The organism is Streptomyces sp. NBC_00385, from assembly GCF_035917155.1.
Lineage (GTDB): Bacteria > Actinomycetota > Actinomycetes > Streptomycetales > Streptomycetaceae > Streptomyces > Streptomyces poriferorum.
Genome location: NZ_CP107951.1, coordinates 5,600,200 through 5,623,073, shown reverse-complemented (window position 1 = coordinate 5,623,073; position 22,874 = coordinate 5,600,200). Strand labels below are relative to the sequence as shown.

The window sequence follows — 22,874 nt, the reverse complement described above, 5'->3', positions numbered from 1 at the left end:
CAGCCCGTCCGGCGCTTGAGGACGGAACCGTCAGGCCGGACCGGGGCGCGCGATCCAGCCTGCCCGGCGCTTGAGGGCAAAGACCCGCGCCCCGGACCGGGCGCAGGGTTCCGTCCTCGAACGCCGGACAGGCTGAAACAGCCCCTACCGCTCCAGGTGCCCCGTGTCGTTCCACCGCTCCAGCGCCGGCGCCCCGTAGGCCCAGCCCAGGACCGACAGCGACGTCGGGTCCAGCCGGATGCGCGCCGCGAACGACGCGTCCTCGCCCAGCCACCGCGACCCCAGCACCCGCAGGATGTGGCCGTGGCCGAAGACCAGGACATCGCGGTCGGCCGACCGCGCCCACTCGACGACCTCGTCGGCCCGGGCCGACACCTGGGCCAGGGTCTCGCCCTCCGGCACCCCGTCGCGCCAGATGAACCAGTCCGGGCGGATCGCCTTGATCTCGGCCGGTGTCATCCCCTCGTACGCCCCGTAGTCCCACTCCATCAGCGCGTCCCACGGCTCCGCCCGCTCGCCGAACCCCGCGATCGCGCACGTCTCGGACGCCCGCACGAGCGGGCTGGTGCGGACCTCCAGGCCGGGCAGGTCCGCCCACGGCCCCCGGTGCAGCCGCTCACCGAGCAGCTTGGCCCCCTCGCGTCCGGAGTCGAGCAGCGGAATGTCCGTCCTGCCGGTGTGATTGCCCTTGACGGACCATTCCGTCCGGCCGTGCCGGGCCAGCAGGATGCGCGGTGCCATGTGCGGATCTCCCTGAAAAACTGAGACCTGAGATGCGGGATCTGAGATCTTGGACTTCGACGGGGACGAATCCGTCCGGGTGGGAACGGATGGGGCGAGTACGACGGGCGGAGCGGGGAAACGGATCGTCCGGATTTCCATCATCGCGTACCTTCGCGTGAGGCAACCTGGGGGGCCGCACCGGCGTCCCACAGACCACAGACGAATCCGAGCAGCTGAGGGGCACCGAAAGGGCACCCCGGGCGAACCGCGGCCGCACCGCACCGTACGGTTGAACGCCCGCCGTCGGCCGCATGAACACATGATGGAGAACTTCCGGATGCCGCATGCCACCACCGCGCCCGTGCCGCGCCACCGGCTCCGCTGGTGGACCGAGCTCCCGCTGCTGGCCCTGGTGTACGGGGCGTACTCGGGCGGCAGACTCCTGGTCAGGGGCGACGTGTCCACCGCCGTCGACCACGGGCTGAGCATCCTGGATCTCGAGAAGGCGCTCTTCCTCAACGCCGAGCACCCGCTCAACCGGCTGTTCACCGCGCACCCCTCGATAGGCATACCCGCGGACTTCGCCTACGCCTCCCTGCACTACCTGGTCACCCCGGCCGTCCTGATCTGGATGTTCCGCCGCCACTCGGCCGCCTACCGCCGGGCCAGGACCTGGCTGATGACCTCCACGATGCTCGGCCTCATCGGCTTCACGCTGATGCCGACCTGCCCGCCGCGGCTGCTGGCCGCCGGGCACGGTTTCGTCGACACGATGGCCCAGTACAGCTCGTACGGCTGGTGGGGCACCGAGGCGAGCGCGCCGCGCGGCATGGGCGGCATGACCAACCAGTACGCGGCGATGCCGAGCCTGCACGTCGGCTGGGCGCTCTGGTGCGGCATCCTCCTGTGGCGCCACGGCAGGCACCCGCTCCTGCGGGCCGCCGGTATCGCCTACCCGCTCATCACCGTCATCGTGGTGATGGGCACCGCCAACCACTACTTCCTGGACGCTGTCGCGGGAGCCGCCGTGATGGGCGTCGGGGCGCTGCTGGCCAGGCCCGTGCTGCGCCTCGCCGACCGGGTCAAGGACGCGGTCCAGGCCCGATTCGCACGGGTGTCCCCCGCCATGAAGTCCCCGGATGTCAGTGCCGGATGCAAGACTTCCGCGGGTGAGCGAATCCCCGGCCAGCGGACCTCCTCCGCAGATCCCACCGATGCAGCAGCACCGGCCGGCCCACCTGCCCCGGCCGATGTCCCGGCCTCCGCGGGAAGAGCCGCAGGCGGTGACGCTGCGAAGGCGGCTCGCTGAGCTGAGGGGCCCGGCCGTCGCGCCCCGTCCGCTGGACGCCCGCGCGCTGGCCGCCCTGGCCGCCAACCCCGGCTGCAAGCGGCGCGCCCTGCTCGACGGGGCAGGGGTCGACAAGGGCGCGCTCGCCACCGCGCTCGGTTCACCGGCCGCCTTCGGCCAGTCCCAGTTCGCCTTCATGCGGGGCAACGCCTTCGAGGCCCGCGTCAAGGCCGACGGGGGTACGGAGCTGATGCGCCTGCTGCACCAGGGTTTCGGCGAGTCCGGCGAACCGCCCCGGGACGTCTCCGTACCCGATCTTTCGGCCGCCGGTCCCGAGGGCCGTGCCGCCCGCACCGCGCTCGCGCTGCGCGAGGCGACCGGGTCGGGCGGCTGGGCGCTGCTCGACCATCCGATGCTGGCCCTGGAGGTGGCGGGCTCCCCCGCCTACCTGGAGCCGGACGCCGTGGTGGTCCACCCCGACGGCACCTGGACGGTCGTCGAGATCAAGTCCTTCCCCATGATCGACGGTTCCGCCGACGCGGCGAAGGTGGGCGCGGCCGCCCGCCAGTCCGCCGTGTACGTCCTGGCGCTGGAGCGGGTCGCGGCGGCGACGGACGGCGCGGAGGTCGGCCACCGGGTGCTGCTGGTCTGCCCCAAGGACTTCTCCAACCTGCCGACCGCGTCCGTCGTCGACGTACGCAAGCAGCGCGCGGTCACCCGTCGCCAGCTGACCCGGCTCACCCGCGTCGAGGACATCGCCGCTGCCCTGCCCGAGGGCACCACGTTCGATCCGGAGTGCTCCCCCGAGGAGCTGGACACCGCGGTCGAGTCCGTCACCGCGGCCTACGCACCGGAGTGCCTGGCCGCCTGCGAGCTGGCCTTCCACTGCCGGGCGAAGGCCCGCGCCGCCGGTGCGGTCGAGGCGCTCGGCCGGAGCGTGCGGGGCGAGCTCGGCGGACTGACCACGGTCACCGGGGTACTCGCGGCGGCCGCGGGCAAGGAGGGCGATCCGGCGGACCCGACGGTCGCCGCACTGCTCCGCGCGGCCGCGCTGCGCGCCGAGGCTCTGGAGGGCAGCACCGCATGTCGCTGATCGGCACCCTGGCCCGGCTGGAGGCCGTGGAGAGCGGTCGCGCCCGGCCGATGGCCACCGTCCGCCACCGCCGTCTCGGCGACCGGCCGCTCGTGCTCGTACCGCTCACCACCGCGGGCGAGGCCGGCGCCCCGCTCGGCGCGCTCGTCGGCACGGACCGGGACGCGCCCCGGCTGCTGGCCGTGGCCCAGCCGCGCGACCGGGACCTGCGGTTCGCGTTCCTCGCCGAGCTGGCCGAGGCGGTCCTGCCGTACATCGAGTCGTACGCCGACGTGATCGAGCCCGCCGAGCGCAGCGAGACCGACCCCGGCACGGGCAAGAAGGTCAAGGTCGAGACCGAGCTGTGCACGGACGCGGCGCAGCTGATCGTGCCGAGCCGGGCCGGTATCGAGTTCGTCCGGCTGCTGGGCCGCTCGATGCGGTTCCGGCGCACCGCCGAGGACGATCCGGACACCCCGTATCCGGCGCCCGCCCGGGTTCCGCTGCTGGGCCGCTGGCTGACGCACTACGGGGAGCGGGCCCGGGTGCCGGGCTCCTCACTGCTGCTGGCGGGCACCGATCTGCTGGGCAGGCACTGGGCGACCGGCCAGTCCTCCCTGGAGGACCAGCACCTGGGCGCCCTGCTCGCCTGGATCGACCCGCCGGCGGGTGAGTCCGGTGCCGAGGCCGCGCTCCGTGCCGAGCTGGCCAGGGACGCCGGGGGCCAGCTGCTGTGCCCCCCGGCCGGACCGGCCACCGACCCGGACTTCGACAACCGGCTGCTGGCCCCCGCGATCGAGACGTACGACCGGGCCCGCACCTCGCTGGCCGCCGCCGAGGACGGTCTGGCGGCCGATGCCCGGCTCGCCGAACTGACCGCGGCCGAGCGGGAGATCCGGAAGCTGCTGGCCGGAGTGCTGCGGCCGACCTGGGACGCGGTGTGGCAGGGCCTCGACCTGCTGCGGGAGCTGCCCGAGGGGTCCCGGGTTCAGGACCGCTGGACCCGCGACCGCTGGTCGTTCACCGGCCATCGCGACCGGGTGCGGGCCGGTGAGCCGCCGCAGCCGCGCCGGGACGACGCGGTGACGGCGGCTCGCAAGCTGGCGGCGCGGGAGACGGCGCAGGCGCAGCTGGAGGCCCAGGAGGCGCTGGACGATCCGCTGGTGCTGGCCGGCCGGCGGCTGGCGGGCGAGGCGTTCCTCGGCGAGGTGACCGCGGTGGAGATGGCGTACAGCGAGTCCAAGCGCCCCTCGCCGCGCCCGCTGGTCACGGTCCGCACGGCGGAACAGCCGCATCTGGGCGAGCGTGTGAAGGTCTACCGCTCGCTGGACGGCAAGCCGCAGACCGCCGAGTTCGCGGGCTACGGCCCGGCCGAGGACGACCCGGCCCCCGCGCTGGTGCTGCGGATCACCGACCGGATGGGCCGTGGCAAGGAGCCCGCCCCGGGTTCGGTGCCGGAGCCCGGTGAGGTCATCGCCTGGACGCTCTTCGAGCACGACCAGCGCGGCGGCCCGCAGTTGCCGGACGCGGAGGAGACCCCGTGGACCCACGGCGGTCCGCCGGGCGGCGTGGCGGCTGCCGAGCACCCTGACCCCGTGACCACGGAGGACCTGTTGTGACGGCCGTATTCGACCCGGGCGCCGCAGCGGGCCTCGCCACCTCCCGGATCCTGGACGACACGCTGAACGGTTCGGCCCGCGGCATCGTGGTGGACTCCCCGCCGGGTGCGGGGAAGTCGACCCTGGTGGTGCGTGCCGCGCTGGAGCTCGCCGCGGCCGGGCGCCCGCTGATGGTGGTCGCGCAGACGAACGCCCAGGTCGACGACCTGGTGGTCCGGCTCGCCGAGAAGGACCCCGGCCTGCCGGTCGGCCGGCTGCACAGCAACGACTCCGATCCGTACGACAAGGCGCTGGACGGTCTGGCGAACGTGCGGAAGTCGGCGAAGGCGGGGGATCTGGCCGGCCTCGACGTCGTCATCTCGACGGCGGCGAAGTGGGCCCATGTGAAGAACGTCGAGCCGTGGGGCCATGCGATCGTCGACGAGGCGTACCAGATGCGCTCGGACGCGCTGCTGGCCGTGGCCGGGCTCTTCGAGCGGGCGCTGTTCGTCGGTGATCCGGGCCAGTTGGACCCGTTCTCGATCGTCGGCGCTGACCAGTGGGCCGGGCTGAGCTACGACCCGTCGGCCAGCGCGGTCACCACGCTGCTCGCGCACAACCCGGAGCTGCCGCAGCACCGGCTGCCGGTCTCCTGGCGGCTGCCGGCCTCGGCGGCGCCGCTGGTGTCGGACGCGTTCTACCCGTACACGCCGTTCCGCAGCGGTACGGACCACGGCGACCGGCTGCTGTCGTTCGGCGTCGCGTCCGACGGCTCGGCGGCGGACCGGGTGCTGGACGAGGCGGCGGAGTCGGGCTGGGGTCTGCTGGAGCTCCCGGCCCGGCACACCCCCCGCACCGACCCGGAGGCGGTGCGGGCGGTGGCCCTGGTGGTGCGCCGACTGCTGGACCGGGGCGGCGCGGCGACCAGCGAGCGCTCCCCGGACCCGGCCCCGGTGACGGCGGACCGGGTCGCGGTCGGTACGGCCCATCGCGACCAGGCGGCGGCGGTGCGGGCGGCGCTCGCCGAGCTCGGGGTCACCGGGGTGGCGGTGGACACGGCGAACCGGCTCCAGGGCCGTGAGTTCGACGTCACGGTGGTGCTGCACCCGCTGTCGGGCCGCCCGGACGCCACGGCGTTCCATCTGGAGACGGGGCGGCTGTGCGTGCTGGCCTCCCGCCACCGCCACGCCTGCGTCGTGGTGTGCCGTGCGGGCGTCTCGGACCTGCTGGACGAGCACCCGTCGACGGAGCCGGTCCAGCTGGGCGTGACCGTGAAGTTTCCGGACGGCTGGGAGGCCAACCACGCCGTGCTGGCCCATCTCGCGGAACACCGGGTGCGCTGGGGACGTTGACGGCGGGGGCGCGTGGGGGCACGACGGATCACGGGCGGTCCGGCGCGCACCCCTGAAAGCGCCCTTGCGGCGGGCTGGACAATAGAGGGTGGCCGTCGGGCCCACCGGAGGAGGAAGAACCACATGGCACAACCCGAGCGGAACGAGCAGCAGCGGCTGCGCCCCGCACCCCTGCTCTTCGAGCCGTCGGCGGCGGTCGCCGATCCTGAGCACTTCTTCGACCTGGAGTCGATGGAGGATCCGAAGGAGCTGCTGAGCCGCGCCACCGAGCTGACGCTGGCCTTCCGTGCCGCGACGGACCGGGCGGTCGAGTTCCAGGCGATCGCGGCGGCGCAGCTGGCGGATCCCCGCCGGTTCGACCGGCTGACGACCGCGGACATCGCGCGGCGGGCGGAGTGGACCGAGGACTATGCGGTGAAGATGGTCGAGTTCGGCCGCAGCCTGCTGAACGAGCCGAGGCCCTGACGCCCGAAAGGGCCGGCCCTACGCCCGGACGGGTCTGAGCTCCGAGCCCGTCGCAGTCCGTGCGACGGGCCCCGCGATCACTCCGGGTACAACCGTTGGCATATGCCAGGTGCGCAAGATACTCCTCACCACCCCAACCTGTCCCGATTTCCGACAACTCTCGGAATCCGGGTGATCACTCCGGGTAGACCTGTGCGTATGACCGCATGGCTGCCAGACGAAACGACCCTGCATCACGGCCACGGGCCCCACCACCACGCCGGTGAGGAGGCCGACATCTTCGCCGTCCTGCGCGAGCAGGCCGGTAATCAGGCGGCCCAGGTGACCGCGGCCGGCGCCGCCTGGCTGGCCGGGGCGGCCGCCTATCCGCGCAGCACCCTGGCGCAGTGGGAGTCGCACCCCTCCGCGCCCGGCGTCCTGCCGTGCGGTTCCGCCTTCGACGTGGTGAACGTGCCCACGCTCTTCGGGCGGCGCATGCTGGAGCACCTGTGGGCCGACGGCCCGGGCTCCGGCCCGGTCGCCACGCACCGCGGCCGGATGCTGCTGTTCGCCTCCCCCGGCACGGCCCAGCGGCTGCCCTCGCTGCTGGACTGGGAGGAGTGGGGATCCGGTCCGGGAACGCGGTCCGCCGGGGACCCGCCGGAGCCGCAGGACGGTGGCCCGAGAGTGCCCCCGCTGCTCTGTCACGGCGCCGGGGACGCGGTGACGGTCCCGCCGCTGACCTGCGGCCCGTCCGCTTCCGGGCCTCGTTGGGTGGTCGCCCCCGACACCCGCAATCCGTGGCTCCCGGGGCCGGACGTCCTGCTCTGGGCCTGTGTCCGGGTGGCCCGGTCGGTGCCGTCTCCGGCGCCTCGGATTTCGATTTTTCCTCCCACGGATCAGGGTGCTAAGGTCTACGACGTCAGCAGGCGCCGCTAGCTCAGTTGGTTAGAGCAGCTGACTCTTAATCAGCGGGTCCGGGGTTCGAGTCCCTGGCGGCGCACAGACGGAGGAAGCCCCCTCGCTCTCGCGAGGGGGCTTCTTCGTTGTCACCGCCGTACTCTCACGTTCCCGTGGTGATCCGGATGGTCCACGCGCCCGAAGGCGTCCGGTCGGCGACCTCGATCGTGGTGTGACCGCCGGGGACGGAGTAGGTCTCGCCGACCCTCAGCGGGGCGTCCGCGAGCGGCGGATAGACGGACCGGTCCCAGCAGGCGTCGGTGTCGGGGTGGGTGTCGAGGACGTCGACCGGGCCGCCGCCCGAGGCCGTCTCGTTGCGGATCCGGTAGAGCAGGACGCCCTCGGTGCAGGTGGCCCTGTCGTTGCCGGTGGCGCTGCGGGCCTCGATGGCCACGGCGCTGCCCTCGCCGGTCCTGATCACGGCCAGCCGGGTCCCGATGGACGCGCCGGGCACGGGTACGGCCGCCATCGGTTCCAGGGTGACGACCCGGTCGCTCTGGATGCAGGTCACCTGCCGGTCGTCGAGCCAGCCCAGCTTCCACTTGTGCCAGCCGAAGAGGTCCGGCGAGAGACCGAACTGACTGCCCATGACGTCCCAGTCGCCGACGTACGTGTCCCAGTCACCCTTGCCGTCCGAGGGCCGGTGGTAGAGGTCGGGCAGGTCGAAGACGTGTCCGGTCTCGTGGGCGAGGACGTTGTGGTCGGGCGGGTGCTGTTCGAAGACGGTGACGACGCGCCTGATGTCCTTGCCGTCGGCGTGCAGCGGGCGGTCGAAGTTGACGACCTTGGTGGCATCGGAGTCGACACCCGGGGCGTCGGGGTCGGCGACCAGGTAGACGATGTCGTACTTCGAGAAGTCGACGGTGGGGTCGGCCACGTCGATCGCGTCGCGCAGGTAGGCACTGCGCCGGTCGTTGTCCCAGTCGCGCTGTATCCCGTACCAGACCGACGGCTTGGGCATCCGGATCCACTGTCGCTGGGGGTGCGGGCGCAGGGTGAACTTTCCGTACGAGGCGCGCTGGAAGAACTGGGTGGTGGCGGGGAAGTGGTCGGCGGCGAGTTCGGCCGGGGTGGTGGCGGGCCGGGCGTCCGGGAAGGAAAGAAAGACCATGACCGCGTCGAGGGTGTGGTCGGGGCGCGGATAGGCGCCGTTCCAGCTGTCCACGCCGAGCGAGTGGTGGACGTCGGTCCGGGGCAGCGCACAGGGGGCCGCCTCTCCGGAAGCGGCCACGGCGGGGCCTGCGACAAGAGAAGTGGCTGCGAGTGCGAGGAGGGAGATCAGTCCGGCCGCCACCGCGCGGGGGCTGGGTCTCTCCACCCCTCCGGGCCCTTGCTGACGCGGCACATCTACCTCCGGTGCGGGGTGCGGGCTCCAGGACCCTCCTGACTACCTTGTGGCGTTTCGCGAGGTACGTCCTGTTGGGCTGCACCAGTCGGGTCAGCGGCCGAACCGCGCACAGGTTTCACGGACAGTCACAATCGATCACCGAAGCATCGGGACAGACCAGAACCGCGCAGAAACAATCAGTCGCGGGCAAACCGGGTCACCCCGCGAATGGCTCAAGCACGGCAGACGCGGGGTCCGTAACCGTCGGGGCGCTGGAACGGCCGAGGCGCCAGCCTCTATGCTTCACCTCGCTGTCCTGCGCGGTTCCCGCCCCTGACAACGGCGCTCCACGCGGCGGGCCAGTCCGACCAGAGGCGTCCGGGACAGAACTGCACGGCGGGAGCGAACGGTGAGCGGAACCTCCGAAGGGCCCAGGCCCGCGGCGGGCACAGCAGCCCCTTCCCCACCGCCGACCCTCACGGAGCGTGACGACATGTGGCCGTCCGCCGGGTCGCCGTCCGAGCTGCACGACTACCGGGCCGCGTTCAGGGCCGCGACCCTCCCGATGGCCGTCGTCGACCACGAGGGCCTGATCGTCACCGCCAACGAGGCCCTGGCCGCCCTGACCGGTGTCGGAGCGGCGGCCCTGACCGCCCAGTCCGCATCCGATCTGGTCGATCTCGCCGCGGACGGCCGCACCTGGCACGCGTACCGCGAGGTGCTGCACGGCCGGCGCTCCCGCTTCCGCTGCACCCGCCGGCTCAAGCACCCCGACGGGCGCTCGCTGTGGGCCGAGATCACCGTCGTTCCGATGACCGCGGCCCCCGAGCAGGGCGCCGGCGCCGCGCCCCGCCAGGTGCTGCTCTCCGTCGCCGACGTCAGCGACCGGCGCGAGCTCCAGAAGCGGCTGCGCCACCTCCAGATGCACGACCCGGTGACCCGGCTGCCCAACCGGACGCTGTTCTTCGAGCGGCTCTCGGCGGTCCTGGAGACGACCCCGTACCAGGACGACAGCATGCCCGGACGGGGCCGGATCGGACTCGTCTACCTCGACCTGGACGGCTTCAAGGCCGTCAACGACACCCTGGGCCACCGGGTCGGCGACCGACTGCTGGCCGCCGTCGCCGCCCGGCTCACGGACTGCGCCGAGCAGGAGGGCCCGCATCCCACGGGCGCCCATCTGGTGGCGCGCCTGGGCGGGGACGAGTTCGCGATCCTGGTCGAGGAGTCCACCGGTACGCAGCAGCTGACCGACCTCGCCCGCACGGTGCTCGCCGCGTTGCAGCAGCCCTTCGACCTGGCAGGTCAGCGGCTCTCGGTGTCGGCGTCGATCGGCGTGGTGGAACGGCCCGTCGCGGGCACCTCGGCCACGGGTCTGATGCAGGCGGCGGACACGACGCTGTACTGGGCGAAGGCGGACGGCAAGGCCCGCTGGACCCTCTTCGACCCCGAACGCAACGCGCACCGGATGACCCGGCAGGCCCTGTCGTCCAACCTCCGCCCGGCGGTCGAGCGCGGCGAGTTCACCATCGAGTACCAGCCGCTGGTCTGCATGGCCGACGGAGTCGTACGGGGGGTGGAGGCGCTGGTGCGCTGGAACCACCCGCAGTTCGGCATGCTCTCGCCGAATCGGTTCGTCGCGATCGCCGAGGAGGACGGCTCGATCGTGCAGCTCGGCCGCTGGGTGCTGCGGGCGGCCTGCCGGCAGGCGCGACGGTGGCAGCTGGACCACCCGGACGAGCCGCCGCTGTTCATCAGCGTCAACGTCGCCGTACGCCAGGTCTGGGATTCCGACCTGGTCACCGATGTCGCGGAGATCCTCGCGGAGACCGGCCTGGACCCGGCGCTGCTGCAACTGGAGCTGACGGAGTCCGCGGTGATGGGGTCGGCCGGCCGGCCGCTGCAGGCCCTCCAGTCGCTCAGCGACATGGGCGTCCGGATCGCCATCGACGACTTCGGGACCGGCTACTCCAACCTCGCCTATCTGAGCCGCCTGCCGGTCTCCGTCCTGAAGCTGGACGGCGCCTTCGTGCGCGGTTTCCGGTACGAGGACGGTACGCATCCCAGCCCCGCCGACGAGACGATCGTCGAGGCCATGGTCCAGCTGGCCCACCGCCTGGGCCTGACCGTCACCGCGGAGTGCGTGGAGACGGCCGGCCAGGCGGAGCGGCTGCGCCGGATCGGCTGCGACACCGGGCAGGGCTGGCTCTACTCCCGCGCGGTCGCCCCGGAACGCATCGCGGAACTGCTCGGCGCCCGGTCCTTGAAGGCCTGAGCGCCGGCAGCCTCTCAGGCCCCCGGCAGGCCGTACGCGTCCGCGATGAGGCCGTAGCTGCGCAGCCGGGCCTCGCCGCCGTGGGCGTTGGCGGTGATCATCAGTTCGTCGGCACCGGTGCGCTTGGCCAGGTCGTCGAGGCCGGTGCGGACCTCGTCCGCGGTGCCGTGGACGATGTTGACGAGCCAGCTGTCGACGAACTCCCGCTCCATGGGGCTGAAGGCGTACGCCTCCGCCTCCTCGGGCGTCGGGACCAGGCCGGGGCGGCCGGAGCGCAGGCGGAGCATCGACAGCGCGCCGGTCAGCACCTGGCGGCGGGCCTCCCGCTCGTCGTCGGCGGCCAGGGCGGCGACGCCGATCAGGGCGTACGGGGCGTCCAGCACGGCGGAGGGCTTGAAGGACTCGCGGTACAGCTCCAGGGCCGGAATGGTGTTCTGGGCCGAGAAGTGGTGGGCGAAGGCGAAGGGCAGGCCGAGCATGCCGGCCAGCCGGGCGCTGAAGCCGGAGGAGCCGAGGAGCCACAGCGGCGGGCGGCCCGGGGACTGGACGCCGCCCTCGGAGGTGGCCTGGACGGGGCCGGGGACCGCGTGGATGCGGGCGTAGGGGTGGCCGTCGGGGAAGTCGTCGTCCAGGAAGCGCGTCAGCTCCATGAGCTGCTGCGGGAAGTCGTCCGCGCCCTCGTTGAGCCGCTCGGTGCGACGCAGGGCGGCCGCGGTGGCGCCGTCGGTGCCGGGGGCGCGGCCGAGACCGAGGTCGACGCGGCCGGGGGCCATGGCCTCCAGGGTGCCGAACTGCTCGGCGATGACGAGCGGGGCGTGGTTGGGCAGCATGACGCCGCCGGAGCCGAGCCGGATGCGTTCGGTGTGGGCGGCGGTGTGGGCCAGGATCACGGCCGGCGAGGACGAGGCGACGCCGGGCATCGAGTGGTGCTCGGCGACCCAGTAGCGGTGGAAGCCGCGGCGTTCGGCGAGCTGGGCGATCTCGACACCGGTACGCAGGGCCTGGGTCGCGGTGCGGCCCTGGCCCACGGTGACGAGGTCAAGCACCGAGAGGGGCACGGGTGCCGTCCCCTCCGCCTTGCCACGGATCTCGTCGCCTCGAATCTCGTCCACGTCCTGGCCTCTCCGGTGGTGCGTCTGGTCCGGAGCAGTGCAACAGGAGGTGGTCTCCGCTTATTCCCGGTCCGCTTGTTCCCGGTCCCCTTGTTCCTCCCGCCGGCCGCGAAGCCGGGCTCAGGGCCGCTTGCCGTGGGCGTAGGACCGTCCGCTCCCCCATTCCACCGGGGCGGGCGGCGATTCGCGGGCCTCGAAGAGGGCGCCGAGCCGGGGCGACCAGGCGGGGCGGTCGGCCAGTCGCAGGGCCTCCCGGGTGGCTACCTGGTTCGCGGTGAGGACGGGCTTGCCGAGGAACTCCTCCAGGGCGGGGAGGTGGCTGACCGTGTGCAGGGCCGTGTCGGGCAGCAGGACGGCGTCCGCCTCGGGGCGGTCGGCCGCGGCGGCCAGTTCCTTCAGCCGGTCGAGCCCCCAGCCCGCGGCCTCGGCGGCGCCGGTCACGCCCGCCGCGTGGGTGGCGACCACCTCCATGCCCGTGGACCGGAGGAAGGCGCTGAACTGCTCGGCGATGGCCTCGGGATAGGTCGCGGCGACCGCGACCCGGTTGGCACCCAGCTTCTTCACGGCGTGGACGAAGCCGATGGACGTACTGGAGGCCGGCACGCCCGCCGCCCGTGCCACGGCCATGACCTGGTCGTGGGCTCCCTGCGGCCCGTACAGGAAGCTGCCGCCGTCGCACGCCCAGACGACGGACTGGACCCCGGAGCGCTGGAGCTCCTCGACGCCGGCGGCGAGCCGGCCCGGGGTGCCGAGCTCGCGCAGGGCGTCCTCGCGATAGGCGTCGTCGGGGCTCTCGGTGTGGCGGACGACGAGCCTGATGGTGCTGTCGAGCAGGATCTCCATGCGCGGGTAGTCGTCCTCCGCGAAGTGGCCCGGGTAGAGGAATCCGACGGTCGTCATGTCCACCCTTCCTGTTACTGCTCCTGTTACTGCTCCTGTTGCTGCCGGTACTGCGGGTACTGCCTGTACTGCGTTTTACCGCTTCTCATCCCAGTATTCCCCCATCCGCCCCGGTCACCGCTCCGGCCTGTTGACGAGGTGGGGCGCGACTGCGAGCGTGGTGCGTCCGCAGCCTCAGCCGACCCCAGCCGACGCGGAGGAACCGCCCCCATGCCGGAGCCCGTCCTGCTCGTCCTGGACGCCGATCCGCCGCCCCGCCTCGGCGCGCTGACCGGGCGGGTGCACGTCCGGCACACCGACGCCGCGGGCCTGGCCGGGGCGCTCCCCCAGGCCGACGTCCTGCTGGTCTGGGACTTCACCTCGGACGCCGTCCGGGCCGCCTGGCCGGGCGACGGGCCGCGCCCTGCCTGGGTCCACACCGCGAGCGCGGGTGTGGACCGGCTGCTCTGTCCGGAGCTGGCGGAGAGCGACACGGTGGTGACCAACGCGCGGGGCGTCTTCGAACAGCCGATGTCCGAGTACGTGGCGGGCCTCGTACTGGCGTTCGCCAAGGACCTTCCCGGCACCCTGGACCTCCAGCGGCGCCGCCGGTGGCGCCACCGCGAGACGGCCCGGGTCGCGGGGTCGCGTGCGGTGGTCGTCGGTGCCGGTCCGGTCGGGCGGGAGATCACCCGGCTGCTGATGGCGCTCGGCGTCGAGGTGGCGCTGGTGGGCCGCACGGCCCGGCGCACGATCCACGGCGCCGGGGATCTGGACCGGCTGACCGCCCGGGCGGACTGGGTGATCTGCGCGGCACCGCTGACCCCGCGGACGTACGGGATGTTCGACAGCAGGTTCTTCGGGCTGATGCAGCCATCTGCCGTGTTCATCAACGTGGGGCGCGGTCCGATGGTGGTCCAGGACGATCTCGTCGGCGCGCTGCGCAGCCGGTGGATCGCGGGGGCGGCGCTCGACGTGTTCGAGCGGGAGCCGCTCGGCCCGGACAGCCCGTTGTGGGACGTACCCGGCCTGATCGTGTCGCCGCACATGAGCGGCGACGCGGTGGGGTGGCGGGACCGGCTGGGCGAGCAGTTCGTCGCGATGTACGAACGCTGGGAGGCCGGCGAGCCGTTGCCGAACGTGGTGGACAAGCGGCTCGGCCACATCCCGAGCCCGGACACGGAAGGGTGATCCCAACCCGGGCCGTCCGCGCCCCACTTCGCCACCCCATGACGGACATCTCCGGATAACACACCGTCATTCACCTTACCGTGCAAGGAAATACACACCGCGCACGATCCGTCGCACTCCGCCCATGTTCGGACACGGGAAGGTCACCCTCCGGCCACCGTTCGGTTACATGCGACTTCCTCCTGCATAGACGTACGGGATCGGGCAGGCGCCAACCCTGTCCGGACTGTTCGACCCCTCCAGGAGATTGCGAACCATGGCTGACTTCCCGAACCTGTCCCGCCGGGGCTTTCTCAACCGATCGGCAGCCGTGGGCGGTCTGCTCGTCGTCCCCGGCCTGCTCACCGCGTGCAGCAAGACCGGCGCCGACTCGGCGGACGGCGAAGGGGCGCTCGACAAGCTCCGCAAGCAGGGCTTCGTCCGGGTCGCGTACGCCGACGAGGCCCCGTACGGCTACATGGAGGGCAAGCAGCTCAAGGGCGAGGCGCCCACCCTGCACCGGGAGATCTTCAAGGCGCTGGGCGTGGACGAGCTGCGCCCCACACTCACCGAGTTCGACGGACTGATCCCGGGGCTTCAGGCCAGCAAGTACGACGTGGTCAGCGCCGGCATGGCGATCACGCCCGAGCGCTGCGCCAACGCCCTCTTCTCGGAACCCGAGTTCATCTCGCCGACCGCGATGATGGTGAAGAAGGGCAACCCGAAGAAGGTCACCGACCTCGCCTCCGCGAAGGCCGCCGGGATCACCGTCGGCGTGATGGCGGGCGCGGTCGAGTCCTCGTACGCCGAGGGCGCGGGGATAGCCAAGGACAAGATCAAGTCGCTGCAGAAGGCGCAGGACGGCGCGGACGCCGTCAAGGGCGGCCGGGTCGACGCCTTCCTGCTGACCGGCATCTCGCTGCGCTGGCTGGCGAAGACCAACCCGGAGACCGAGGTCACCGAGGCCTTCCTGCCGGAACTCGACGGCGTGAAGCAGTACAGCCCGGGCGGCGCCGTCTTCCGCAAGGGCAACGAGGAGCTGCGGGACGCGTTCAACCGTGAGCTGAAGAAGATCGTCTCCGACAGGTCACGCTATGTGGAGCTGCTGCGGGACTACGGCTTCGGGGCCACCGAGCTCCCGCCTGCCACGCTGAAGACGGCCGATCTGTGCAAGGGCTGACAGGGACGGGACCCGCCGCATGAATGATTTCTTCTCGGCCTTCGCCGACGACCTTCCGCAGCTGCGGTCGGGCCTGTTGGTGACCCTGGAGGCCACCGTCCTGGGCGCCCTGCTGGCGCTGTTCCTGTCGTTCGTCCTCGGCCTGATGTCGATCAGCCGGGAGCTGGTGGTGCGGGGTGTCTCGCGCGTGGTCGTGGAGTTCTTCCGCGGCACCTCGCTGTACGTCCAGCTGTTCTGGCTCTACTACGCGATGCCGCCGCTGACGGGGTACGAACTCACTCCGCTGCTCTGCGGCGTCGTCGCGTTCGGCCTCAACTACGGGGCCTACGGGGCCGAGGTGGTGCGCGGCGCCATCAACTCCGTACCGCGGGCCCAGTACGAGGCGGCGGTCGCGCTGAACATGACGCCGCTGCACCGGATGCGCAAGGTGATCCTGCCCCAGGCGTGGGCGCAGATGATCCCGTCCTTCACCAACCTCTTCATCCAGTTGCTGAAGTGCACACCGCTGCTGTGGCTGATCTCGGCGGCCGACCTCATGACCGTGATCGAGAAGCTGCGCACCCGCACGGGTGAGACCCTCACCGCATATCTGACCCTGCTGGCCTGCTACTTCGTCCTGGCCTACGCGCTGACCCTGCTGATGAACCTGCTGGAGCGCTCCGCCAAGCGGCGGCTCGGTCTGGCGACCGGCGGGGGAAGCCTGCTGAAGTCCCGCAGCGCGGTGACGGCCCCGGCCGCGGGAGGTGCCCGGTGAACGAGGGATTCGACTGGAACGCGGCCGGCGACGCGCTGCCGCTGATCCTTCAGGGATTCAAGGTCACCCTGCTGGCCACGGTGCTGGGGACGCTCGTCGCCGCGGTGCTCGGGCTGGCGATCGCGGTGGCCGGACGGGCCCCGAGCCGGTTCGTGACCGTGCCGGTGAAGGTGGTGATGGAGTTCATCCGCTCCACCCCGCTGCTGGTCCAGCTGGTCGGCGCGGCCGCGCTGTTCACCTCGGTGGAGCCGCTGACCATCGGCATCGTGGTGCTCGGCATCCACTACGCCACGTACACCTCGGAGGTGTACCGCGCCGGGATCGACGGTGTGCCGAAGGGCCAGTGGGAGGCCTGCCGGGCGCTGTCGATGACACCCCGCCGGACCTGGCAGGCCGTGATCCTGCCGCAGGCGGTGCGCAACGTACTGCCCGCACTCGGGAACTACGCGATCTCGATGTTCAAGGAGACCCCGTTCCTCGCCGTGATCACGGTGCAGGAGATGGTCTTCGAAGCCCGTAAGTACGGGGGTGACCACTTCGCGTACACCGAGGTGTTCACACTTGCCGGACTGGTGTTCCTGGTCGCGAGCTACCCCACGTCACTCCTGATGAGGAAGCTGGAGAAGCGCCTTGGCCACTGAACCCCTCCCCCTGCAGAAGACCGCGGCCACGGCCCCCGAGGACGCCGTCGCGGTACCCGCCCCCCGGGACACCGGGCACCCGCTGGTCCGCTTCGACAACGTCGTCAAGCGGTACGGCGACCATGTCGTCCTCGACCAGCTGGACTTCACGGTCGAGCGCGGCGAGCACGTCACCCTGATCGGGCCCAGCGGCTCGGGCAAGACCACGATCCTGCGGCTGCTCATGACGCTGGAGAAGGTCAGCGACGGCGTGATCCGGATCAACGGCGATCCACTGACCCACATGCAGGCGGCGGACGGCTCGCTGAAGCCGGCCTCCGAGAAGCACCTGCGCGAGGCGCGGAAGAAGATCGGGATGGTCTTCCAGCAGTTCAACCTCTTCCCGAACATGAAGGTGCTGCAGAACATCACCGAGGCTCCGGTCAACGTCCTCGGCATGGACCGCGACAAGGCGGAGACCCGGGCCCGGGAGCTGCTCGACCTCGTCGGGCTGTCCGCGAAGGTCGACGCGCATCCGTCCCAGCTCTCCGGTGGCCAGCAGCAGCGGGTCGCGATCGCCCGGGCGCTCGCGATGGAGCCGGAGATCCTGCTCCTGGACGAGGTGACGTCCGCACTGGACCCGGAGCTGGTGGCCGGGGTGCTGGACCTGCTGTGCGACATCGCCAGGAACACCGACATCACCATGCTGTGCGTGACCCACGAGATGAATTTCGCCCGGGACGTGTCGGAGAAGGTACTGATGTTCGACGCGGGACGGGTCGTGGAGTCGGGTTCGCCGGAAAAAATCTTCTCCGATCCCGAACACGAACGTACTCGCGAATTCCTCAACGCGGTGCTGTGACCTCGGCATCCGTCGATCGTCTTTGACTCTGGCATATGCCATGCGGGTGCGCCCCAGCTGACGGGGCCGGGGCGCACCGGCCAGTAGTCAACAGCCGCCCCTGAAAGGCCTCTTGGCGGCTATCGTGGTGGCAGAGCTTGCGGTCACAACCTGGTAGGGGGAAACCGTGGCGTTGAAGCCCGAACCGACCGCACCGTTCCATTCGGTGCAGTACGCCCTGCGTGTTCTCGAAACGGTCTCCAAGCACGGCAACGGTGTGACGGACACCCAGATCGCCCGGGAGACGGGACTGCCCGTCGGGCATCTCGCCTCCCTGCTGCTGACGCTGCGCCGTGAGGGGTACGTCGAGCAGATCACCGACGGTGCGTACGTCACCGGTTCCTCGCTGCTGCTCCTCGGCTCGGGCGCGGCCCGCCGGCAGGCCCTGGAGGCCAAGCTCCAGCAGACGCTGGTCCAGCTGCGGGACTCGGTGGGCGCGGCGGTCTACATCAGCCGGTACGTGGACGGCGAGATCCGGGTCACCCAGTACGCCGACGGCCCGCGGACGCCCGCGGTCAACGAGTGGGTGGACTTCCGCTCGGCGGCGCACGCCTCGGCGATCGGCAAGTGCCTGCTGACGCAGCTCGACCAGAACGGGCGGCGCGACCACCTCTCGCGGCACAAGATCGCCCGGCTGACCTCGCGGACGATCACGAGCGAGCGGGTCCTCTTCTCCAAGCTGGACAGCCAGCCGGCGACGGTGCCCGTGCTCGACCTCCAGGAGTACGCGGTGGGCACGGTGTGCGCCGCGGTGCCGCTGACGGCCGGGGCGTCGGCGGGATGCCTGGCCCTGTCCCTGCCGGTCGAGGACGCGCATCGGCTGCGCGCTGCGGCGGACGCGCTGAACCGGCGGGCGGCGCCGGTGCTTCTGTCGCTGGCGCTCTAGCCGGAACGGGCCCGTCCGGCGCTGTCCTCAAACGCCGGACGGGCTTGAGTTGGCCCGGCAGCCCCGGAGCACCGTCCGTCCTCAAACGCCGGACGGGCTTGAAGAGGCCGGGGCGGTGCCTACCGTTCCAGCCACACCGCCGTGTCGCGCGGCACCACCCCCGGCTCGTCCAGCTCCGCGCTGGCCAGCAGCACCCTCGCATCCGGCGGAAGCGTCACCGGATCCCCCAGGTTCACCAGGCAGCGGAACGAACCGCCGCGGTCGAAGCAGATCGCGTCCGGGCCCGCGTCCACCCAGGTCAGGGTTTCCCCGAGCGCGGTGAGCCGCTCGCGGCGCAGGGCCAGGGCGGCCCGGTAGAGGGTGAGGAAGGAGTCCGGGCCTGCCTCCTGCGCCGCTACGCTCAGCTCCGCCCAGTCCGCCGGCTGCGGCAGCCACGGGGCCTGCGAGCCGGCCGGGGAGAAGCCGAGCGACGGCCCGCCGGACTGCCACGGCAGCGGGATGCGGCACCCGTCGCGGCCCCGGTCCGCACCCCCGGACCGGGCGAAGGTCGGGTCCTGGATCAGCGCGTCCGGCAGGTCCTGCACCTCCGGCAGCCCGAGCTCGTCGCCCTGGTACACGTACACCCCGCCCGGCAGGGACAGGGTCAGCAGCGCCGCCGCCCGCGCACGGCGCCGGCCGAGCACGGCGTCGCTCGGGTCGAGCAGCCGCTTGTCGCCCATGTCGAACGACGTGTCCTCGCGCCCGTACCGCGTGACGTGGCGGATCGTGTCGTGGTTGGACAGCACCCAGGTCGGGGGCGCGCCGACCGGCGCGTGCCCCGCGAACGTGGAGTCGATGACGCCGCGCAGCGCCGCCGCGTCCCACGGGCAGCACAGGAAGTCGAAGTTGAACGCGGAGTGCAGCTCGTCGGGGCGCAGATAGCGGGCCGTCTGCTCTGCGGCCGGGAGCCAGACCTCGCCGACGAACGTCCGGTCGCCGTCGTAGGAGTCGAGGATCTTGCGCCAGGAGCGGTAGATGTCGTGGACGGCGTCGCAGTCCTGGTAGGGCAGGTCGGTGAGGTCGGGGTCGGGGCCGACATCGGGCAGTCCGGGCTTCTTCGCCAGGCCGTGCGCGACGTCGATCCGGAACCCGTCGACGCCCCGGTCCAGCCAGAACCGCAGGACGTCCTCGAACTCGGCCCGCACCTCGGGGTGTTCCCAGTTCAGGTCGGGCTGCTCGGGCGCGAACATGTGGAGGTACCAGGGTCCCGCGCTGCCGTCCGCCTCGGTGATCCGGGTCCAGGCGCTGCCGCCGAAGTAGGAGATCCAGTCGTTGGGCGGCAGTTCGCCGCTCGCGCCCCGGCCGGGGACGAACCAGAAGCGTTCGCGTTCCGGCGATCCGGGGCCCGCGGCCAGTGCGGCGCGGAACCAGACGTGCTGGTCGGAGCAGTGGTTGGGGACCAGGTCGACGAGCACCCGCAGTCCGTGACCGTGCGCCTCCGTGATCAGCCGCTCGGCCTCGGCGAGGGTGCCGAAGAGCGGGTCGATGTCGCGGTAGTCGGCCACGTCGTAACCGCCGTCGGCCATCGGCGAGGTGTACCAGGGGTTGAACCACAGGGCGTCCACGCCGAGTTCCCGCAGATACGGCAGCCGGCTGCGGACCCCGGCGAGGTCGCCGGTGCCGTCCCCGTTGCCGTCCGCGAAGCTGCGTACGTAGATCTGGTAGATCGCGGCGTGCCGCCACCAGTGGGTCACTGAGACTCCTTGTTCGGTAAGGGGGTGGTGCGGGCGGCCGCCGTCAGGGGCGGCCGCCCGCACCGGACGGGCTACCAGCCGGTGTTGCCGGTGCCCCGGGTGATCGCGAAGCCGCCGGCGGCAAAGAGCCCGCCGTCGGTGGCGCCGCTGACGGTGACGCCGGAGAAGGTGCCGGCTCCCGCGGAGTTGATCTCGATGCCGTACGAACCGGCCCGGTCGACCTTCAGGCCGTCGACGGTCAGGGCGGCGACGTTCTTCTGCCAGCTGATGAGCAGACCGCTGTAGGTGCTGTCGAGGACGTCGTTGTCCTGGAGGAGCACGGGGGCGGTGATGTCGGAGGAGTCGGCGTAGATCCAGAGTGCGCCGAGCCTGCTCTGCCAGTTGGGTTCGTAACCACCGGTGCGGGTCAGGGTGTTGCGCAGCACGGACGTGGTGCCGCTGAACGGCACGGGGGCGAACCGGCTGCTGATCGCGATGCCGGCGGAGCCGGTGACCGTGTCGGCGAGGAGGTTGTCCTCGACCCGGTTGGCGTGGCCGCCGTAGATGCCGACCGTGTTGGCGAGCAGCGGGAGCTGCACGGTGTTGAAGCGGAAGACGCAGTCGGTGACGGCCTGGGCCTCGGAGAACATCGCGAGTCCGTCGTCGCCGGTGTTGCGGATGCTCGACTGCGAGACCTCGCTGCCCGCGGTGCCCTTGTGGAGGTTGACGCCGTCCGCGAAGGTGTCGCGGATGCGCAGCCCGGTGGCGAGGAGGCCGGTGGTCGGGGCGTCGATCCAGAGACCGACCTTGGTGTGCTCGATCCAGAGGTTCTGCAGGGTCGAGCCGTCGCCGAAGTCGCCCTCGACCGCGGCGTCGAAGTTGGCGTCGTCCCGGTAGGAGACGTCACCGGCGATCATCAGGTCCTGGACGTTGCTGGTGCCGCCGCGGCCGAAGAGGCCGCCCTTGCCGTTCTTGCCGCGCAGCACGGTGTGCCACTGGCCGGCGCCGCGCAGGTCGGCCCCGATGAGGTCGATGTGGCCGGAGATGTCGTACGTACCGGAGGGCAGCCAGAGGCCCTTGCCCTGGGAGGTGGCGGTGGAGAGGGCCGAGTTGAGGGCGGCGGTGTCGTCCGTGGAGTCGTCCGGTGTGACACCGAGGGTGGTGGCGGAGACGAATCCGGTGGCGGGCATGGTGAGCGCGGCCGGGGCGCTCTCGGTCTCGACGAGGTCCAGGGTGTAGGAGGCGGCGGTGTCGCCCGCGTCCTTCTGGAACGTGAGCACGGTTCCGGCGGGGAGCTCCCTGCCCAGCAGGGTGCGGGTCTCGTCGAAGAAGTGGTGGCCGGAGCCCTGGGACGGGTCGTTGTTGTACGGGTAGCCGCCGTAGACCCAGCTGTACTCGGAGCTGAGCGGCAGGTCCTTGAGCGCGGTGCCGTCGGCGTAGACGCTGAGCGTGGCGTCGGTTCCGGTGCCGGCCGCGTTGTCCGGCAGCGAGTAGCGCAGGGTCAGCGCGTTGGCGGGCTTCGTCAGGGTGAACCGCACGTACTCGCCGGTGCTGTCGAGGACGACGGCCTTGCGGCCGGATGCCTCGGACGGCACGGAGAGGTAGGTGCGGTCGGGGCCGACGGTGGTGGCGTTGGTGCTGCCGTTCTCGGCCTCGTAGGCGGTGTACGGGAGGGTCGCGCCCCTGGTTCCGGAGGGGGTGGAGCCGGTGACGGCGATGCCGTCGAGCTGGTAGTCGCCGTTGTCACCGGTAGCGGTGCGCAGGGTGAGGCTGTTGAGTGCCGCGCGCAGGGGGACGTCGGTGGCTGCGGTGGCCCAGGCGCCGCCGGTGCCGGGCAGGGTGAGCCGGCGGACGGTGGTGCCGTTGGCCTGAAGGGTGGTGGTGGCCGCGGCGCTGCCCGGGGTGCGGTAGCGGACGGACAGCGGGAAGGTGGCGGCCGCGGGTGCGTTGACGGAGAAGACCGCGCGGGCTCCGGTGGCGGTGAGGCCGGAGAGGTAGGCGCTGCCCTCGTAGCCGGTGGCGGTGGTGGCCTTCGCGGCTCCGCCGGAGAAGAAGGCGTCCTCTGCCTGGTGGGTCAGGGTGGTGGGGCCCGGGTCGGTCGGGGTGGTGGGGGTGGCCGGGGTGGCGTTGTCGAGGTTGACGTTGCCGCTGTCGGACGTGGTGAACGTCCAGGTGACGGTGTTGTCGCCGGCCCGGTAGCCGACCGCTTCCTCGTGGGTGGCCCAGGTGTCCCAGTTCGCGGTGGCGGGGAGGCTCACCTGGCGGAGCCGGACGCCGTTGACGTACAGGCTGAGCGTCATGGTGGCGGTGGTGCCGTTGGCGTACCGGAGGGCGATGGACCCGGCGCCGGCCGCTTCGGAGTGCACGGTGAACGCCACGGACGCGGCGCCCTTGTTGGCGTCGGTGAAGCCTCCGACGAAGCCGCTGCCGGTGTAGCCGGGGTGTTCGGTGGAGACGGCGGCTCCGCCGGACAGCTGCGCGGACTCCGCTTCGAGGACGGAACCGGCGGCCTGTGCGGTGGCCGTGGCTCCGTACAGCAGGGCCGCGAGCATCGACAGGAGCAGCGGCAGTACGGTCCGCAGGGCGTGGGAGCGCTTTCTTGGTGCAGGAGACACGGCTGT

19 protein-coding genes and 1 tRNA gene are annotated in these 22,874 nt (G+C 71.9%); 14 read left to right on the top strand and 6 right to left on the bottom strand.

Translation table 11 applies throughout. The annotated features are described in order from the left end of the window. Positions 1-144 precede the first annotated feature (144 nt). Positions 145-741 carry a histidine phosphatase family protein gene (locus tag OG959_RS25150; protein WP_326661947.1) on the bottom strand — a complete coding sequence of 199 codons (597 nt, stop codon included), beginning with the start codon at positions 739-741 and terminating at the stop codon, positions 145-147. A 319-nt stretch (positions 742-1,060) separates the two neighbouring features. Here OG959_RS25150 and OG959_RS25145 point away from each other — a divergent pair, with 319 nt between their 5' ends. The 7 genes from OG959_RS25145 to OG959_RS25115 all read left to right on the top strand — a co-directional run bounded on the left by OG959_RS25145 (position 1,061) and on the right by OG959_RS25115 (position 7,480). Next, positions 1,061-2,032, top strand: a complete 972-nt coding sequence (locus tag OG959_RS25145; protein WP_326661945.1) for a phosphatase PAP2 family protein — start codon at positions 1,061-1,063, stop codon at positions 2,030-2,032. After that, positions 1,938-3,104, top strand: coding sequence for a hypothetical protein (locus OG959_RS25140; RefSeq protein WP_326661944.1), 1,167 nt, complete (start codon positions 1,938-1,940; stop codon positions 3,102-3,104). The genes OG959_RS25145 and OG959_RS25140 overlap by 95 nt, the downstream gene beginning before the upstream one ends. Then, positions 3,095-4,702 carry a hypothetical protein gene (locus tag OG959_RS25135; protein ID WP_326661943.1) on the top strand — a complete coding sequence of 536 codons (1,608 nt, stop codon included), beginning with the start codon at positions 3,095-3,097 and terminating at the stop codon, positions 4,700-4,702. Before OG959_RS25140 ends, OG959_RS25135 begins: the two co-directional genes overlap by 10 nt. Beyond that, positions 4,699-6,033: an AAA domain-containing protein gene (locus OG959_RS25130; RefSeq protein WP_326661941.1), complete on the top strand. Its 1,335-nt coding sequence runs from the start codon at positions 4,699-4,701 to the stop codon at positions 6,031-6,033. The genes OG959_RS25135 and OG959_RS25130 overlap by 4 nt, the downstream gene beginning before the upstream one ends. Before the next feature lie 123 nt (positions 6,034-6,156). After that, complete coding sequence (locus OG959_RS25125; RefSeq protein ID WP_326661939.1) at positions 6,157-6,498, top strand: hypothetical protein; 342 nt, start codon at positions 6,157-6,159, stop codon at positions 6,496-6,498. Positions 6,499-6,696: 198 nt separating this feature from the next. Further along, positions 6,697-7,416, top strand: a complete 720-nt coding sequence (locus tag OG959_RS25120) for a bifunctional DNA primase/polymerase (protein ID WP_326661937.1) — start codon at positions 6,697-6,699, stop codon at positions 7,414-7,416. After that, positions 7,407-7,480 (top strand) — tRNA-Lys (locus tag OG959_RS25115). The genes OG959_RS25120 and OG959_RS25115 overlap by 10 nt, the downstream gene beginning before the upstream one ends. A 60-nt stretch (positions 7,481-7,540) precedes the next feature. Here the strand turns inward: OG959_RS25115 and OG959_RS25110 are convergent. After that, positions 7,541-8,755 carry a M6 family metalloprotease domain-containing protein gene (locus OG959_RS25110; RefSeq protein WP_326661935.1) on the bottom strand — a complete coding sequence of 405 codons (1,215 nt, stop codon included), beginning with the start codon at positions 8,753-8,755 and terminating at the stop codon, positions 7,541-7,543. A gap of 418 nt (positions 8,756-9,173) precedes the next feature. On the opposite strand from OG959_RS25110, the gene OG959_RS25105 reads away from it, so the two are divergent. Further along, complete coding sequence (locus OG959_RS25105) at positions 9,174-11,039, top strand: putative bifunctional diguanylate cyclase/phosphodiesterase (RefSeq protein ID WP_326661933.1); 1,866 nt, start codon at positions 9,174-9,176, stop codon at positions 11,037-11,039. A gap of 14 nt (positions 11,040-11,053) precedes the next feature. On the opposite strand, the gene OG959_RS25100 is transcribed toward OG959_RS25105, so the two are convergent. Further along, positions 11,054-12,151, bottom strand: coding sequence for an LLM class flavin-dependent oxidoreductase (locus tag OG959_RS25100; protein ID WP_326661931.1), 1,098 nt, complete (start codon positions 12,149-12,151; stop codon positions 11,054-11,056). Positions 12,152-12,271: 120 nt separating this feature from the next. Beyond that, complete coding sequence (locus tag OG959_RS25095) at positions 12,272-13,051, bottom strand: maleate cis-trans isomerase family protein (RefSeq protein WP_326661928.1); 780 nt, start codon at positions 13,049-13,051, stop codon at positions 12,272-12,274. A 210-nt stretch (positions 13,052-13,261) separates the two neighbouring features. On the opposite strand from OG959_RS25095, the gene OG959_RS25090 reads away from it, so the two are divergent. The 6 genes from OG959_RS25090 to OG959_RS25065 all read left to right on the top strand — a co-directional run bounded on the left by OG959_RS25090 (position 13,262) and on the right by OG959_RS25065 (position 18,541). Next, a complete protein-coding gene (locus OG959_RS25090) occupies positions 13,262-14,221 on the top strand; it encodes a D-2-hydroxyacid dehydrogenase (protein ID WP_326661926.1) in 960 nt (319 codons plus the stop codon). A 256-nt stretch (positions 14,222-14,477) separates the two neighbouring features. Further along, positions 14,478-15,380 (top strand): ectoine/hydroxyectoine ABC transporter substrate-binding protein EhuB, encoded by a 903-nt coding sequence (ehuB, locus tag OG959_RS25085; RefSeq protein ID WP_326661924.1) that lies wholly within the window; start codon positions 14,478-14,480, stop codon positions 15,378-15,380. 19 nt (positions 15,381-15,399) lie between these two features. Further along, positions 15,400-16,134 carry an ectoine/hydroxyectoine ABC transporter permease subunit EhuC gene (gene ehuC / locus OG959_RS25080; protein ID WP_326661922.1) on the top strand — a complete coding sequence of 245 codons (735 nt, stop codon included), beginning with the start codon at positions 15,400-15,402 and terminating at the stop codon, positions 16,132-16,134. Then, positions 16,131-16,775 (top strand): ectoine/hydroxyectoine ABC transporter permease subunit EhuD, encoded by a 645-nt coding sequence (gene ehuD, locus OG959_RS25075; RefSeq protein WP_148018841.1) that lies wholly within the window; start codon positions 16,131-16,133, stop codon positions 16,773-16,775. The genes ehuC and ehuD overlap by 4 nt, the downstream gene beginning before the upstream one ends. Beyond that, entirely contained in the window at positions 16,765-17,616 is an 852-nt protein-coding gene (ehuA, locus tag OG959_RS25070) for an ectoine/hydroxyectoine ABC transporter ATP-binding protein EhuA (protein WP_326661920.1), read from the top strand. The genes ehuD and ehuA overlap by 11 nt, the downstream gene beginning before the upstream one ends. Positions 17,617-17,782: 166 nt before the next feature. Beyond that, positions 17,783-18,541, top strand: coding sequence for an IclR family transcriptional regulator (locus OG959_RS25065; protein WP_306070182.1), 759 nt, complete (start codon positions 17,783-17,785; stop codon positions 18,539-18,541). A 119-nt stretch (positions 18,542-18,660) separates the two neighbouring features. Here OG959_RS25065 and OG959_RS25060 read toward each other — a convergent pair whose 3' ends face one another. Further along, complete coding sequence (locus OG959_RS25060; RefSeq protein WP_326661915.1) at positions 18,661-20,274, bottom strand: glycoside hydrolase family 13 protein; 1,614 nt, start codon at positions 20,272-20,274, stop codon at positions 18,661-18,663. A 71-nt stretch (positions 20,275-20,345) separates the two neighbouring features. Continuing rightward, positions 20,346-22,868 (bottom strand): CBM35 domain-containing protein, encoded by a 2,523-nt coding sequence (locus OG959_RS25055; RefSeq protein ID WP_326661913.1) that lies wholly within the window; start codon positions 22,866-22,868, stop codon positions 20,346-20,348. Positions 22,869-22,874 lie beyond the last annotated feature (6 nt).

Excerpts from the sequence above, each read along its gene's own strand:
- OG959_RS25140 (WP_326661944.1), top strand. The coding sequence starts at position 1,938 with ATGCAGCAGCACCGGCCGGCCCACCTGCCCCGGCCGATGTCCCGGCCT.
- OG959_RS25120 (WP_326661937.1), top strand. The coding sequence starts at position 6,697 with ATGACCGCATGGCTGCCAGACGAAACGACCCTGCATCACGGCCACGGG.
- OG959_RS25090 (WP_326661926.1), top strand. The coding sequence starts at position 13,262 with ATGCCGGAGCCCGTCCTGCTCGTCCTGGACGCCGATCCGCCGCCCCGC.
- OG959_RS25095 (WP_326661928.1), bottom strand. The coding sequence starts at position 13,051 with ATGACGACCGTCGGATTCCTCTACCCGGGCCACTTCGCGGAGGACGAC.
- OG959_RS25125 (WP_326661939.1), top strand. The coding sequence starts at position 6,157 with ATGGCACAACCCGAGCGGAACGAGCAGCAGCGGCTGCGCCCCGCACCC.
- OG959_RS25145 (WP_326661945.1), top strand. The coding sequence starts at position 1,061 with ATGCCGCATGCCACCACCGCGCCCGTGCCGCGCCACCGGCTCCGCTGG.
- ehuB (WP_326661924.1), top strand. The coding sequence starts at position 14,478 with ATGGCTGACTTCCCGAACCTGTCCCGCCGGGGCTTTCTCAACCGATCG.
- OG959_RS25150 (WP_326661947.1), bottom strand. The coding sequence starts at position 741 with ATGGCACCGCGCATCCTGCTGGCCCGGCACGGCCGGACGGAATGGTCC.
- OG959_RS25135 (WP_326661943.1), top strand. The coding sequence starts at position 3,095 with ATGTCGCTGATCGGCACCCTGGCCCGGCTGGAGGCCGTGGAGAGCGGT.
- ehuC (WP_326661922.1), top strand. The coding sequence starts at position 15,400 with ATGAATGATTTCTTCTCGGCCTTCGCCGACGACCTTCCGCAGCTGCGG.